The organism is Arthrobacter monumenti (genome assembly GCF_054511255.1).
Window position 1 is genome coordinate 88197 of record NZ_JBTNCY010000002.1, and the last position, 13804, is coordinate 102000.

A 13804-nucleotide genomic window follows, 5' to 3' on the forward strand; every position below is an offset into this window, starting at 1 on the left:
GTTCCGGGCAGAATCGCCTGAGCCTGAGCCTGAGCCTGAGCCTGAACCCGGCGTCCCGCCGTCGTCGTTGATTTGCACTGACTTGGGTCAGACGAAGGACTTGACGGTGATGCCGGCTTCGTCCAGTGCACCACGCACGGCGGCGGACATTTCGACGGCGCCGGGGGAGTCCCCGTGCAGGCAGATGCTGTCGGCATGGACATCGATCAGTGTGCCGTCGATGGTCTTGATCTTCGACTCGGTGGCCACGCGCATCACATGTTCGACGACGTCGGCAGTGTCGTGCAGGACGGCACCCTCCTGGCGTCGCGAGACCAGTGTTCCGTCCGGGTTGTAGGCGCGGTCGGCGAAGGCTTCCTGCACGGTGCGGAGTCCGGCCTTGTCCGCCAGCCGCAACACCTCGGAATTGGGAAGCACCATCAGGGGCAGTGAGGGATCGACTGCCTTGACGGCGTCGACCACGGCCTGGGCCTGCTCGGTGTGGTGGACGATGGTGTTGTAGAGGGCGCCGTGCGGTTTCACGTACTTGACCGCCGTGCCGGCCCGGCTCGCGAGGGCCTGCAGCGCGCCGATCTGGTAGACGACGTCGTCGGTCAATTCTTTGGGGGCTACGTCGATGAACCGCCGGCCGAAACCCTGCAGATCGCGGTAGGCGGGATGGGCGCCGACGGTCACTCCGGCGTCGAGGGCATCCCGGCAGGTGGCGCTGATCCAGGCGGGGTCGCCGGCGTGGAAACCGCAGGCCACATTAGCGCTGGAGACAGACTTGAAAATCGCGGCGTCGTCGCCAAGCTGCCAGCGCCCGAAGGATTCTCCAACGTCGCTGTTCAGGTCAATACTGATGCCATCTGTTCCGGCCATGGTGACTCTCATCCCTGTGACGTTGTTTCTTTCCAGCATGCCGTATCCGGCGTGGAACCTTCAATAGTGTGTAACCAGACCCGCCAGCCATAGATCTGTAACTCCTCATACAGAAAGGCCGTGAACGGCATGAGTTTAACCGCAGCCGCATACCAGGCAAGCCCTGGGGGTGCCCTCGACGTCGATCGGGAGTTCTACCGGAAGTTCGGCGAAAACTTCGATGAGCATGAGCTAGTCGACTCGTTCGTCATCCCGATCCGCTCGGGCCGCGCCTGGGAAGTGCCAGCCGGGTACCTCTGCCGGATCGTGACGATTGAAGGCGCGCAGGTTGCCGACCTGAATATCTGGAACAGGCATGATCCCCGGGAGCGGATGTGGGCGGCGCGGACGCATCAGTTGCAGGCGGCGCACGTGAGCACCTACGACAGGCTGTGGTCCACCCTGCCATTCCTGCGGCCACTGGTCACTATTACCGGCGACAGCCTGTCCGACTATGGCCGCGACGAAGAAGGCGGCAGGGTCCATGATCTGCTGGGCACCCGCTGCGATCCGTACGTGAACCGGATGTTGACCGGGGAGGATTTCGACTTCCACTGCCACTCGAACCTCACCCGCGCCGTACTGCCCTACGGGCTGACTGAGTTCGACGTGCACGATGTCCTGAACGTCTTCCAATGCACCGGTCTCAACGAAGAAGACCGCTACTTCATGAAGACCTGCCCGGCGAAGAAGGGCGATTACTTCGAATTCTTCGCCGAGACGGACATTCTCTGCGCCCTGTCCACCTGCCCCGGCGGGGACTTGTCCGTGCCGATGTGGGGCCCGGACGCGCGTGATCCCATCGATGTTTGCCATCCGCTCGGCATTGAGGTTTACCGTCCGAAGGCGGAGCTGCTGAACGGCTGGCAGCCCGCCCAGCGGGCGGCTTATGCGAGTGCGCACGGCCTCCGTTCACCCCAGTGGGGCGACTCCTAAGCGAAGGCGCTACTGGCGAACCTCAATCTCGGGGTGGTGCTCCATGACCCATTCGGCCATCCGACGCTGCCGTTTCTCGATGAACTTCAGCGTTGTCTCCCGGTATGTCACGTATTCCTCGATTGTGGCCGGTGTCCCGGAACGCTTGAAGTTGTCGAACGGAACGTAAAACTCAACCGCGTCGTAGTCCGGCGTCACGAGGTCTTGCAGGTGGAAGAACTCCACGAACTCCATGAACCCGTCGAAGAGCGCATAGAAATCCGCGTAGGCATTTATGACATCGGCGAGGGGACTCTCGGACTCTCCTGCATAATGACGCCGGATGCACTCAAGGGTGAGGTCCATGCGGTCAGCAATACGCCCACGGAGCCCTCGTGCCGTGTTCATAGTGGGTCGGTCCTTCGACCGGACGGGCCAAATCATCGAACTGCCAATGGTGTACGGCGGATTCAGGTAGAGGGACCGCTGGTCCTCGCTCAGCGAGCCGATGGCGTGGACCAGAGCCTTCGGCCGTAACCATCTGCTGTAGGAGCTGGTGATGGCGTCACTGCCGTAGCAATGCCTCGCCTCCGAGGCGTCGGTGAAGATGAGGTAGTTCCCTCGACGTTCCCGCGGTTCGGTCGGCACCTTCGGCGCGAAAAGGACGCCCGAGCGCAATTCTTTGGTCCACAGGAGCTCATGGTCAGATCGAAGCCTCTGACTGTCTCTGTCGGCATCGGGCCTGGTTTTAGCAGGGGTATCAGTTTTGTAGTCGAATGAAGTGTCGAAGGTGCGCATGGTGGAAGTGTATGCGCGCTTCAAAGTTTTTGAGACGGATTCATCGTTCTTATTTGATTACGGTCAAACGTTCTTGACAGCATCCTCGATACGTGGAAGGGGTGAAGCTGCGAGATCACCAGCTTCACCCCTTCGCCGTCGGGCCTGTTCTTAAGGGCAGGGCTTCCAGGTCTGACCGCCCGGCGCGTAGCAGCGCGGACCGGTGTAGCCCGGGTAGGGATTCTGGACGCCCTGCTCAGGCGCCGGAGCAGGAGCAGGCGCAGGAGCCGGAGCAGGCACAGGCGCAGTGCCCGGAGCTGGAACTGGCGGTACGTACGGAACGTGGACGTCGGCCGGAGGCTGCGGTGGAACGTACGGCACGAAGGGACCATACTCCGGACCTTCATATGGCGCGGGCGAGGGTTCAAGGTTCCGGAGCCGCTCAGCCTCCGCCTCCGCGGCTTTCTGCGCTGCGGCGGCGGCCTTGCGCTCTTTTTCGGCCTTGGCCTCGGCGGCCTTGCGTTCCTGTTCGGCCTGCTTTGCTGCCGCAGCTTCCGCCTCGGCCTGTTCCAGCCGGTCGACCTCGGCTTGGACGACGGCGAGCCGGTCTTTCCCGCTGGAGATGGTCGTGATCAGGGCACCGCTCAATGCTGCTGCCTGCTCTCCGGTGATGGCGGCCCAGTGCGCGCTGCCCTTCCCCGCATTGAACGCGGCGTCCAATGATTCGGCGGCAGCCAACGCAGCGACCAATGCCGTCGCGGCCGCGGCGGCGGATTCAGAGGTCACACCGACCGAAGCTTCGATAGCTTCGGTCAGGTCTTGAACGGCCTGATCAACTGCCGCGGGAACCGTGCATTCCTCGCCGGCGTCGTAGAAACCGCGCTGCTGAGTCTGCGCTTCGGCCTGCGCATCCTTGACCGCACCGTAGTACTTGTCATTCGGCTCGAAGAGGACGGCAACACCCAATCCCTGCCGGGCAATCTCAGCGTTGACGAGCGTTTCGTCCTCTGTGAAGACGGCGGCCAGAGTCCTGCCGTATTGGTCCACACGTTCGACGTCGAAATCCAGTCCCACTGTGGTGCCGGGTGGGAGGGTCTCTTCAAGGTAGCTGGTGGCTTCAAGTCCGAGGCATTCGACGGGCTTGTCCGGATGCTTGGTCTCGGGCGTATCCACGTTGAGCAGCCGAACGGTTTGTTCCTCTGAATCGACGTTGACCACAATTGTGTCGCCGTCGACGACGCGCACGACGCTGCCGGCTACGGCACCTGGTGCGTCGGCGCAGCCGGACAGCGCGACCGCCAGCACTGCGACGATACTGATCGCCCAGCTCTTGGCGGACCGGCCGCCGGGCAGGAGGATGGAAGGTTTGTTCACTGTTGCCCCCAACAATGGATATTTAGCTACGAGTAATGAAGCTATTCTAGCGGTCGGTTTTGCGGATTATGCCGTCACAATGTTACGGATGTGACAACTTTTTCCAGCACGGCCTCCGGTCCCAACGATTCGACATCGCCGATAACCTTCCCGTCCACGAGCACCGCGCCCGCCGTGGTGGACAGGGCCGCCCGGCGGATCGACCGTAATCGTCCATGCTGCCGGCGGGCCGCACGATAGGACGTTGGCAGCAAATACACCGAATTATTGGAGGAAACCATTTGAACGTCGACGCCGGGAAGCTGCTCCCGGAGCAGGCGGTAGGTCTGCGCGAACACGTCCCCGGTCCGGTGGGCGGCGTGCGGGTTGTTGTCCAGGCCGATACTTTCCGGACCGGCGCTGCAGCAACCTCCGCCCGCGGTGGCATCGCGCCACGGGCGGACGAGGACAACCTGGATCATGGCTACCGCCTGTCGGGGTCGTCGCCCCTGGCCTCAGGGGCGTTGGCCTTGGTGACGGCGTCGCTGTCCTTGCTGACGCCGACGCCCGCCGCGCCTGTTGCGTCCACGCCATGCCCGGCGTCTCCGGGGGCCGGCACTCCACGGCGTGCACCGCGAAGGGCCAGCGCTGCTTCAACGATGAGCCACATGGCCAGGCCGAAGATGATCACATCGAGCGGTGCCAGCACCCACTGTCCGGCGGCGATGAAGTTCATCAGATTCACTACCAGAGCCCAAGTGGTCATGATCAGCAGGAAGATCAACGGAATGATGACCGGCCAGCTGCGGCGTCCGCTGCGGGTGACCCACACCGCGATCACCGACAGGGCGAGGCCGGCGGTGAGCTGGTTGGTCGTACCGAACAGCTGCCAGAGGACGCCGAAGGTGTAGCCGTCTTCGCCGCCGCCCGGGAGCAGCGCCATCGCCATCGGAACAGCGACGGCTACCAGGCTTGCGAGCGTCAGGTTGCGCGACAGTTTCTTCCAGCCGGCCAGTTCGGCGATTTCCTGCACTACATAACGCTGCAGCCGGACGCCGGTGTCCATGGTGGTTGCCGCGAAAGCAATGACAACCACCGCGGCGAACACTGCGCCGAGCTCGAGCGGAACGCCGAGGTTGTTGGCGAAGGCGGCGATGCCGCTGACGAAGTTTCCGACGCCACCACCGGAAGCGGTGGCGAAATCTGCGTAGAGCGCATCCCAGTCCGCGCGGGTGGAGGCGGCGCCGGCGGTCGCTGCCAGTACGGCTCCGACGGCGAGACTGCCCTCGCCGAGAGCGCCGCCATAGCCGACGTGTTTGGCATCCGTGTCCTTGTTGAGCTGTTTCGCCGTCGTTCCCGAAGATACAAGGGAATGGAAGCCGGAAATGGCGCCACAGGCAATGGTGATGAACAGGAACGGGAAGATCGACGGCGACCCTTCAGGAACGTCGTTGAAGGCCGGAGCGACGATTGTTTCCCAGCCGACCAGCACGCCCGCCGCGATGATCAGCAGCGCGACGAAGAGCTGGTGCGAGTTGATGTAGTCACGCGGCTGCAGCAGCATCCAGACCGGGATCCTGGAGGCAATGAAGGTGTAGGCGAACATGATGATCACCCACAGGTTCCGCGGCTCCATGCCGATCGCTTCCGCCCAAGGGGTGATGTCCACCGGGACCATCTGTCCCACCCAGATCAGGAAATACAGGATGACCAGGCCGATCAGGGAGGGAACCAAGGCCGCGGATTTCGTGCGGTAGATGTACTGCCCGATGAAGATCGCGACCGGGATCTGCAGGAAGATCGGGATCACCGCGCCGGGATTGGCCACGAACAGGTTCCCAATGACCACAGCGAACACGGCGTTGACCAAGGTCAAGAGGAAGAAGATGATGATCAGGAACAGCGTGCGGGCACGGCGGCTGATGATGTCCTGGGCAATGGTGCCGATATTGCGGGCCTTATGGCGGACCGAAACCACCAATGAACCCATGTCGTGTGTGCCGGCGGCGAAGATGGTGCCCAGAACGATCCAGGCCAGGGCCGGTCCCCAGCCCCAGAAGACGGCAATCGCCGGGCCGACGATAGGCGCGGCGCCCGCCACGGAGGTGAAGTGGTGGCCGAACAAGACATGCTTGTTCGTGGGAACGAAGTCGATCCCATCGGAAAGCTCGTGGGCTGGAGTGACGAAGTTCGCGTCCAGTGCGTAGGTATGTTTCGCGAGGTAGCTGGCGTAAAAACGGTAACCAAGCCAGAAAAGCACGCCTACGATTGCAATGATTACCCCAGCTGGCATGTCGGTCTCCCTTGACGTAGCTTCGCTCGATGCCGGTCATTTCGCTCAGGGCGAATATGCGGCCATAGTAGCACGCTAAGCAAGCTTGCCTTCCAGTACTGATACGTTGAACCGGACCCTGTAGAGCACGGAGAGGAGCGCATGGATATCGTCACCCGTGCTGTCCATGGTTCGTCACTGGCCGACGTCGTATGGCTTGATTCCCTCGGAAGGCTCCAAGGCTGTGGTGCAGTGGCCTTGCTGTGGGACAAGCAGCCGGCTCTGGCTTTCACCTACGACCGGGAGGACCGGGCCCGGAGCATCGCAGCCGCCCCGCAAGTAGCCCTGACCTTCACCGATATCCGCTCGACCAGCACGACGTTTACGCCGGCGGCGCTGATCGGGAGGCCGACTCTCGTCGAGGATGTGGACGGTGACACTTTTGCGGAAAACCTGTTGGAACAGGAGCTCCGGCGGTATCCGCCGGCACGGATCTTTGCGGACTCATTCCTTTTGCGGCGCGAACACTGGTGGTACCTGCCGCGGCTGATAGTCAGGCTCGACGTCGATGCGGCGCGGCCCATGCCGGCGCGAAGCGGCTCCACGCCGGATGTCAACGGCGACCGTGAATACCTCTTGGGCGTCAGGGCCGACGACCGGATCGAAACCCATCTGGTCAGAGTTCCCGTCGGGGAGGTGTCTGGTTCGATTCCGCTGACTCCTGTCGAAGACCGGCAACTTCCGCCAGGTCCGGCGATCCTGCTGGGACAGGACGCGTCCTTTCCAGATCTGGCGCAATGGTCGAGCTGGGTGTACCGGGGGACGTCGACCGGCAGCCACCTCGAGGTGACCGAAGCGCCGTCGAACGTTGGTCTTGGGCAGGTCCCGTCAGTCTGGCAGCGGATGCGTCAACAGCAGGCGTTCGGCCGTGCCTGCCGCAAAGGAATCGCCCGTGCGGAGCGTCGTTTGGCGTAGGGAAAATTACGCCAACATCAGCATGCCACGGACGACGGTCACCGCACCGCCTATCCCGGCCAGCGTGATGGCCACTTTGCGCGCGGCGTCCATGGAGATTTTCCGCGCCAGCCACGCGCCGATCCGAATACCGCCGACCACGGTGATCACGATGATCGGGAACAACCACCACGGCGGCAGTTGATCGATTGTGGTGGCACCAACCGCCAACTTCGTGCTCACCGAAAAGATGCCCATCGTCATGAACGTTGGCTGCATGGTCGCCGCAAAGGATCGTTGATCCCAGCGGGAGAACTTCGAATACATCACCATGGCCGGTGCGGCAACGCCGGCGCTGGTGTTGAGGAAACCGCCGACGATGCCGGTCACTCCGGTCAGGGCGTGGGACTGGATGTGGGGAACCGTCGGCGTACCGAATGTCAGCGCCAGTGAAATGAGCACCACCGACCCGATGACAATGTTCAGCCATGCCGCTTCGAGTTCGCGCACCATAAACGCAGCCGGAATCGCACCGAGTAGCGCCATGGGCATGAAGATGAGGTAACGCTTCCAGTTCACGTCCTTGATAACAGCCAGCATGATCAGGAAACCGGAGACAACCGTCGTCGAATTCGTTACGAAGACGCCGAGGGCTGGGCCCATGAGCAGTGCCAGCACTGGGGCCACCACCAGCCCCACACCCGTCCCGGAGAGGCGCTGGAGCGTCGAACCGAACAGGATGGCAACGACAGCGGCGATCACGATTCCGGTTGTCATGGGTTCTCCCGACTTGTGAGCGGGGAGTGGAGTTGTGCCATCGGGTTCGAGTCTAAGCGCTTCCGCCGGATTTACCGGGGTAGGGGGTTAGCCGTGAGGTAGGGCGTTGCAACGGGCTACTTGAACGGAAACCCGCTACCTCGCAATTCTGGTCTCGGCATCCTTGGTTTTAGGTAAAGGCGTTCTGCCGGCCTGCGGCCGTGTCGATCAGTGAAGAAGTGTTGCCGGTCTGCGGCCGTGTCGCGTCAGACGAACGTGTTCCGCTGCGCGCCCAGACCGGCGATTTCCGTTTCCACTACGTCCCCGGCCTTCAACCAGGGATGCCGGCCCTGCTCGTTTCGGCGCCCCAACGCCACACCCGCCGGCGTTCCCGTGAGGATCAAGTCGCCCGGACGCAGCGTCACCATGGTGGAGAGGTACGAGACCAGCGCGGCCGTGCCGAAAACGAGGTCGCCGGTGGAATCCTGCTGCACCACCTCGCCGTTGACCTTCGTGGTGATGGTAGCGCCGTCGTCGAACTCGTCCGGGGTCACCAGATACGGGCCAACCGGAGTGGAAGCCTCCCAGCACTTTCCCTGGGTCCACTCCGAGGTCCGGCTCTGCCAACCGCGCATGGAGATGTCATTCGATACGGCGTATCCGGCGATGGCGGTGGGGGCATTGTCCTCGGAAATCCGGCGTCCGCCCTTGCCGATCACGATGGCCAGTTCGCCTTCCCAATCGATCCGGTGTTCCTCGTCCGGGATTTCAATGTCGTCGTTGGCGCCGGTCAGTGAGTCCGCAAACTTGGTGAAAACCGTCGGGTACTCGGGCAGCTCGTTGCCGGTCTCCAGAATGTGGTTGCGGTAGTTCAGGCCGATGCAGAACACCTTGGACGGTTGCGTTATCAGTGTGGCGAAGGAGGCGTCGGCAATATCGCCGGACGGTTTGGCGGATGCGGCGGCTTCATCGCGGACCGCGGCCGGGGCAGCCAGGAAAGCACCGACGTCGGCAAATCCGGTAAGTTCTGCGGTTTCGTTGCCGGAGACGACGGCGGCATAGGTCTCAGCTGCGTTGGCCGGGCGGCGAAGGGTGGCAAGTTTCATGGAGCTATCGAATCACATGAGGGTGATGGGACCTATGGTTCGGGTTGCCAACGCCCAGTCCACCCCGACAATGTGATAATGGCCGGGTCATGGGAGAATGGACGGCGATGTCTACCATAAATACCCCCGCTTCCGAAGCGCGCCCCCAAGTCCGCCCTGCCGCCGAGGGCTGGGAGCAGGCCGTAGCTCCTGACGGCCGTCCCGAATTGCAGTTCAAGTCGCCGCGGGTGAAGCAGCCTTCCGCGCACTTGGCGGACATGACCATGGCCGAACGCCAGGCAAAGGTTGCCGAGCTGGGCTACCCCGCGTTCCGCGCGAAGCAGCTGTCGACGCATTACTTCAATCACTACACCACCGACCCGGCCCACATGACTGACCTGCCGCTGCAGGGCCGGGACGAGCTGGCCTCGGCAATGTTCCCGCCGCTGCTGACCCAGGTCAAGAAACTCACCACCGACAACGGCGACACGATCAAGTTCCTCTGGCGGTTGTTCGACGGCGCCCTGGTTGAGTCCGTGTTGATGCGTTATCCCGGCCGGATCACCCTGTGCGTATCGTCGCAGTGCGGCTGCGGGATGAACTGCCCGTTCTGTGCGACCGGTCAGGCTGGGCTGACGCGGAATATGTCGTCCGCGGAAATCGTGGACCAGATTGTCGCTGCCAACCGTGCCATCGCCGACGGTGATCTTGGTGGGCTGCGCCGCGACGGCGGGCACGACGCCGAGCGGGTCACCAATATCGTTTTCATGGGAATGGGCGAACCGCTGGCCAACTACAAGCGCGTGCTGACCGCCGTACGCCGGATGGTCGACCCTGCTCCGCTGGGGCTGGGCATGTCCGCGCGGAACATCACCATCTCCACGGTGGGACTCGTGCCGGCAATCAACAAGCTGGCCGCCGAGGAACTGCCCGTCACGTTCGCACTGTCCCTGCATGCTCCGGACGACGAGTTGCGCGACGAGCTCATCCCGGTCAACAGCCGCTGGAAGGTCGACGAGGCGATCGACGCCGCGTACAACTACTACCGCACCACCGGACGCAGGGTCTCCATCGAGTATGCCTTGATCAAGGATATGAACGACCACGCCTGGCGCGCCGACCTGCTGGCGAAGAAGCTCAACAAGCGCGGCCGCGGCTGGGTGCACGTGAACCCGATCCCGCTGAACCCGACGCCCGGTTCAATCTGGACGGCTTCGGAGAAAGACGTGGCGCAGGAATTCATCGACCGGTTGATCGCCGCCGGCATCCCGACCACGCTGCGCGATACTCGCGGTGAGGAGATCGACGGCGCCTGCGGGCAGCTCGCCGCGGCCGAATGATAACGGCCGGGGACGTACGTGCCCGTTTGGGGCACCGGTCCACCGGACTCATCGCCGCTCTCGCGGTGCTGCTGGGATCGCTCGGCATCCAGATTTCATCCATGGTGTCGTTTTCGCTGTTCGACTCCTACAGCACAATGGCCGTCTCCGGGCTGCGGATGGTCATAGCCGCCGTCGTACTGCTGGCCATTACCCGGCCCAATCTCCGCGCCCTGGGTAAAGCTGACTGGAGTGGCATCCTGGTCTTCGGCATAGCGATGGCGGCAATGAACGTCTTCTTCTACCTGGCGCTGAGCCGGCTGCCGCTCGGCGTCGCGGTGACACTGGAATTCCTCGGTGCCTTCAGTGTGGCGATGCTCGCAGCGCGCCGGCTCCGGGATGGCATGTTTGCGCTCGTCGCGCTGGTGGGAGTGGCGCTAATTGCCGGCCCCGCGGCCAACTTCGACGCGCTGGGGTACCTGTTCGGGCTGGGTGCAGCTGCCGCATTCGCCATCTATACCGTCATGTCGGCGCGCATCGGCACGGCATCGGAAGCCAGCTCCGGGCTCAAGGGGTTGGCGCTGTCGGTGTCTGTCGCCGCCGTCGTACTACTGCCTTTTTCCGTCCCGCAGATCCCGCTCGTGGATGCGCCCGACTGGGGACTGCTGGCGCTGAGCGGACTGCTCGGAGTGGCTTTCACCTTCTCCATGGATGTGTTCGCGGCGCAACTGACCTCTGCCGCGACGGTTGGCGTGCTGTTCAGCATTGACCCTGTGACCGGCGCGCTGGTGGGTGCGTTGCTGATGGGGCAAAGCCTGTCCGCCACGGCGTACGTCGGGATCGTGATGGTGGCTGCTTCCGGCGCCTTTGTGATCTGGCGGACCAACCGTGCAGCCGCCAAATTTGCAGCAGTTCAGGGACGGGACGACGACGGCGGGTAGCGGGACAGTGCGTAAGTCACTAGGGCCGGCCTAAATTCCTTCCCCGGCGGGCGTATCTGGAAATTTGACGAGCGACGCGGCTTGTCCGGGCACTTGGCGCGGCCGCCGTCGTCGTTATCCATGTTGCCTTTTGTTACTCCGCCCGGTTGAATTCGCCGCCGTTGAGCGCGCAGAATCGAAACAGAATCAAGAGTCCCGACCGTAAGCCCTGGCTGGTCGGGCGGCAACCCTCTCGCTGTAGCGGGGTGCCCCAGGTGACGATTCGACGCCGGCCCGGTGATGAAACGGGAGGCGTAAGTATGGCGACGTGCCTGGCATGCGCCACGACACGAGAGGGACTCATGACTGAGACCGCAGTTCAAGACCTAACCACTTACCGCGCAGACCGGCTGAATGAGGCCGGTGACTTCTGGGACCGCCGGATTTCCGACGATGCCTCCAACGCGAAGCTGACCTACACGGCCAGCGGCGAAGCGGTGGGATCGGTTGCCACCCGGATCAGCGCAGGGAAACACGAATTTCTCGTCGATGAGCCGGCGGGACTGGCCGGCGATGACGAAGCGGCGAGCCCGGTGGAAGTTGCCTTGGGCGCGTTGATCTCCTGCCAGGTTGTGGTCTACCGGTTGTACGGGCACCAGCTCGGCATCACAGTGGATGGGGTCGACATCGAAGCCGAGGGGGATCTGGACGTGCGGGGAATCTTCGGCAAGGACGACGCCGTACGTCCGGGCTTCAGCGAAGTCCGGTTGAAGATCAACATCAGCGGCCCGGAATCGGCCGAACGGTACGATGAACTGCGCCAGGCCGTCGATGCGCACTGCCCGGTGCTGGACCTGCTCAGCAACCCGACGCCGGTGACGAGCGAGGTCGTCAAGGTCTAGGTTCGGTGGCATCCGAGCCCGCCCTGACGCCGAAATAGCCCCTCCCCCGCCGAGGTAGCGGGTTGCGAGGAACTATTTCACGGGTCGACCGCTACCTCGCGGGTAAGGTCGCGGTTCGGGCGCTCCCTCCCGGGTCGGGCGATACTTCGCGGGTCGGGCGATACTTCGCGGGGCGGGGCGCTACTTCTTTTTCGCCGCCGTCTTCACCATCTTCTTGTTCACGAACTCATCCATGCCGTACTTGCCGAGCTCGCGGCCAATGCCGGAACGCTTCACGCCGCCAAATGGCAGCTCGGCAGCGGTGCCGGCCGGTTCGTTGATGAAGACCATTCCGGTCTCCAGCCGGGACGCAATTTCCTTGGCCTGCTCCGGATCGGCGGTCTGCACGGAGGCGCTGAGCCCGTAGGCGGTGTTGTTGGCCATCTCCACGGCCTCCTCCGGCCCGGACACCTTGTACAGCACGGCGACGGGGCCGAACAGCTCCTCGGTGTAGGCACGCATTTCCTTGGTGACACCGGTCAGGATCGTCGGCTGGTACCAGGCGCCGTCGCGCTCAATGGGCTCACCGCCAGCCAGGACTGTGGCGCCCTTGTCGATGGCGTCCTGGACCTGGGCGGCCAGTCCGTCACGGGCTGCCACGGACGACAGCGGACCGACGAAGGTGGAGTCCTCGGACGGGTCCCCGACGGCGATGCCGCTGACGGCGTTGGTGAACTGTTCGGCGAACTCGTCGTAGATCTTCTCGTCCACAATGATCCGCTTCGCGGCGTTGCAGGCCTGCCCGGTGTTGCCGAAGCGCCCGATCATCGCCAGCTTCGCCGCCTTCTTCGGGTCGGCCGAGTCCAGCACCAGGAACGGGTCGGACCCGCCGAGTTCGAGCACAACCTTCTTCAGGTTCCGCCCGGCGACCTCCGCCACTGCAGCACCGGCACGCTCGGAACCGGTGAGCGAGACGCCCTGCACGCGCGGGTCGGCGATGATGTCCGCCGCCTGGTCGTTGCTGGCAAAGACGTTCACGTACGCACCCTCGGGGGCACCGGCGTCGATGAAGATCTGCTCCATGGCGAGCGCCGATTCCGGGCACTGCGGGGCGTGCTTGAGGATAATGGTGTTGCCGTTCATCAGGTTGGGCCCGGCGAACCGCGCCACCTGATAGTACGGGAAGTTCCACGGCATGATGCCGAGCAGGGCGCCAAGTCCTTCCTTGACGACGACGGCGGTCCCGCCAGAGACAACATTCAGCTCCTCGTCCTCCAGGTAGGAGGGGCCGTTATCCGCGTAGTAGCGGTAGATGGAGATGACGATGTCGATCTCGCCCTGCGCCTGCTTGACCGGCTTGCCCATCTCACGGGTGATGATGGAGGCCAGCTCGTCGCGGCGCTCGGCGTAGATGTCTGCGACCCGGTTCAACAGCTCCACGCGGTCCTGGATCGGGCTGCGCTTCCACTTCTCGAACGCGGAATCGGCGCTGGCAATGGCCCGCTGGATCTGCTCGTCGGTGGCGGTGGGGTAGGTCTCGAGCACCTCACCGGTGGCTGGGTTTGTTACGGCGTACTGGGTCATGGAAGTCTCGCTTTCATAGTGGATCTTGTTCTACGGTAAGACGATCTTCTGATCAGTCACAACATGGTGCAGGCGAACGGCGCTGCAC

The 13804-nt window shown here is 63.4% G+C and carries 13 protein-coding genes and 1 riboswitch; of the genes, 5 read left to right on the forward strand and 8 right to left on the reverse strand.

Going from position 1 to position 13804, the window contains the following annotated elements; translation table 11 throughout:
• Window positions 1-87: 87 nt before the first annotated feature.
• Window positions 88-861, reverse strand: coding sequence for a LamB/YcsF family protein (locus ACX80B_RS03290; protein ID WP_459293032.1), 774 nt, complete (start codon window positions 859-861; stop codon window positions 88-90).
• Window positions 862-990: 129 nt separating this feature from the next.
• Here ACX80B_RS03290 and ACX80B_RS03295 point away from each other — a divergent pair, with 129 nt between their 5' ends.
• Window positions 991-1836, forward strand: a complete 846-nt coding sequence (locus ACX80B_RS03295) for an urea carboxylase-associated family protein (protein WP_459293034.1) — start codon at window positions 991-993, stop codon at window positions 1834-1836.
• A 9-nt stretch (window positions 1837-1845) separates the two neighbouring features.
• Here ACX80B_RS03295 and ACX80B_RS03300 read toward each other — a convergent pair whose 3' ends face one another.
• The 4 genes from ACX80B_RS03300 to ACX80B_RS03315 form a co-directional block, all read right to left on the reverse strand.
• Window positions 1846-2613: a DUF6994 family protein gene (locus ACX80B_RS03300; protein ID WP_459293036.1), complete on the reverse strand. Its 768-nt coding sequence runs from the start codon at window positions 2611-2613 to the stop codon at window positions 1846-1848.
• Between the two features lie 150 nt (window positions 2614-2763).
• Window positions 2764-3966, reverse strand: coding sequence for a thermonuclease family protein (locus tag ACX80B_RS03305; protein ID WP_459293038.1), 1203 nt, complete (start codon window positions 3964-3966; stop codon window positions 2764-2766).
• 74 nt (window positions 3967-4040) lie between these two features.
• A complete protein-coding gene (locus tag ACX80B_RS03310; protein WP_459293040.1) occupies window positions 4041-4427 on the reverse strand; it encodes a hypothetical protein in 387 nt (128 codons plus the stop codon).
• 2 nt (window positions 4428-4429) lie between these two features.
• A complete protein-coding gene (locus ACX80B_RS03315) occupies window positions 4430-6238 on the reverse strand; it encodes a carbon starvation CstA family protein (RefSeq protein ID WP_459293042.1) in 1809 nt (602 codons plus the stop codon).
• 141 nt (window positions 6239-6379) lie between these two features.
• Here ACX80B_RS03315 and ACX80B_RS03320 point away from each other — a divergent pair, with 141 nt between their 5' ends.
• On the forward strand, window positions 6380-7192 hold the full coding sequence (locus ACX80B_RS03320) for a hypothetical protein (protein ID WP_459293044.1): 813 nt from the start codon (window positions 6380-6382) through the stop codon (window positions 7190-7192).
• Between the two features lie 6 nt (window positions 7193-7198).
• On the opposite strand, the gene ACX80B_RS03325 is transcribed toward ACX80B_RS03320, so the two are convergent.
• Together ACX80B_RS03325 and ACX80B_RS03330 are read right to left on the reverse strand one after the other, a co-directional pair.
• Window positions 7199-7948 carry a TSUP family transporter gene (locus ACX80B_RS03325; RefSeq protein WP_459293046.1) on the reverse strand — a complete coding sequence of 250 codons (750 nt, stop codon included), beginning with the start codon at window positions 7946-7948 and terminating at the stop codon, window positions 7199-7201.
• A gap of 245 nt (window positions 7949-8193) precedes the next feature.
• Window positions 8194-9033, reverse strand: coding sequence for a fumarylacetoacetate hydrolase family protein (locus ACX80B_RS03330; RefSeq protein ID WP_459293048.1), 840 nt, complete (start codon window positions 9031-9033; stop codon window positions 8194-8196).
• Window positions 9034-9140: 107 nt separating this feature from the next.
• Between ACX80B_RS03330 and rlmN the strand changes: the two genes are divergently transcribed.
• The 3 genes from rlmN to ACX80B_RS03345 all read left to right on the forward strand — a co-directional run bounded on the left by rlmN (window position 9141) and on the right by ACX80B_RS03345 (window position 12153).
• The gene (gene rlmN / locus ACX80B_RS03335) at window positions 9141-10352 is read left to right on the forward strand and encodes a 23S rRNA (adenine(2503)-C(2))-methyltransferase RlmN (protein ID WP_459293050.1); all 1212 of its coding nucleotides are present in this window, start codon (window positions 9141-9143) and stop codon (window positions 10350-10352) included.
• Window positions 10349-11272, forward strand: coding sequence for an EamA family transporter (locus tag ACX80B_RS03340; RefSeq protein WP_459293052.1), 924 nt, complete (start codon window positions 10349-10351; stop codon window positions 11270-11272). The genes rlmN and ACX80B_RS03340 overlap by 4 nt, the downstream gene beginning before the upstream one ends.
• Window positions 11273-11456: 184 nt before the next feature.
• A riboswitch (SAM riboswitch) is annotated at window positions 11457-11578 on the forward strand.
• Between the two features lie 35 nt (window positions 11579-11613).
• Complete coding sequence (locus tag ACX80B_RS03345) at window positions 11614-12153, forward strand: OsmC family protein (protein ID WP_459293054.1); 540 nt, start codon at window positions 11614-11616, stop codon at window positions 12151-12153.
• 180 nt (window positions 12154-12333) lie between these two features.
• Here ACX80B_RS03345 and ACX80B_RS03350 read toward each other — a convergent pair whose 3' ends face one another.
• The gene (locus ACX80B_RS03350; RefSeq protein WP_459293056.1) at window positions 12334-13716 is read right to left on the reverse strand and encodes an NAD-dependent succinate-semialdehyde dehydrogenase; all 1383 of its coding nucleotides are present in this window, start codon (window positions 13714-13716) and stop codon (window positions 12334-12336) included.
• Between the last annotated feature and the right edge of the window lie 88 nt (window positions 13717-13804).

Bases quoted from the DNA above. Each gene is read 5' to 3' on its own strand.
- ACX80B_RS03310 (WP_459293040.1), bottom strand. From the start codon at position 4,427: ATGATCCAGGTTGTCCTCGTCCGCCCGTGGCGCGATGCCACCGCGGGC.
- ACX80B_RS03320 (WP_459293044.1), top strand. From the start codon at position 6,380: ATGGATATCGTCACCCGTGCTGTCCATGGTTCGTCACTGGCCGACGTC.
- ACX80B_RS03295 (WP_459293034.1), top strand. From the start codon at position 991: ATGAGTTTAACCGCAGCCGCATACCAGGCAAGCCCTGGGGGTGCCCTC.
- ACX80B_RS03345 (WP_459293054.1), top strand. From the start codon at position 11,614: ATGACTGAGACCGCAGTTCAAGACCTAACCACTTACCGCGCAGACCGG.
- ACX80B_RS03290 (WP_459293032.1), bottom strand. From the start codon at position 861: ATGGCCGGAACAGATGGCATCAGTATTGACCTGAACAGCGACGTTGGA.
- ACX80B_RS03300 (WP_459293036.1), bottom strand. From the start codon at position 2,613: ATGCGCACCTTCGACACTTCATTCGACTACAAAACTGATACCCCTGCT.
- ACX80B_RS03350 (WP_459293056.1), bottom strand. From the start codon at position 13,716: ATGACCCAGTACGCCGTAACAAACCCAGCCACCGGTGAGGTGCTCGAG.
- ACX80B_RS03325 (WP_459293046.1), bottom strand. From the start codon at position 7,948: ATGACAACCGGAATCGTGATCGCCGCTGTCGTTGCCATCCTGTTCGGT.
- ACX80B_RS03330 (WP_459293048.1), bottom strand. From the start codon at position 9,033: ATGAAACTTGCCACCCTTCGCCGCCCGGCCAACGCAGCTGAGACCTAT.
- ACX80B_RS03340 (WP_459293052.1), top strand. From the start codon at position 10,349: ATGATAACGGCCGGGGACGTACGTGCCCGTTTGGGGCACCGGTCCACC.
- ACX80B_RS03315 (WP_459293042.1), bottom strand. From the start codon at position 6,238: ATGCCAGCTGGGGTAATCATTGCAATCGTAGGCGTGCTTTTCTGGCTT.
- rlmN (WP_459293050.1), top strand. From the start codon at position 9,141: ATGTCTACCATAAATACCCCCGCTTCCGAAGCGCGCCCCCAAGTCCGC.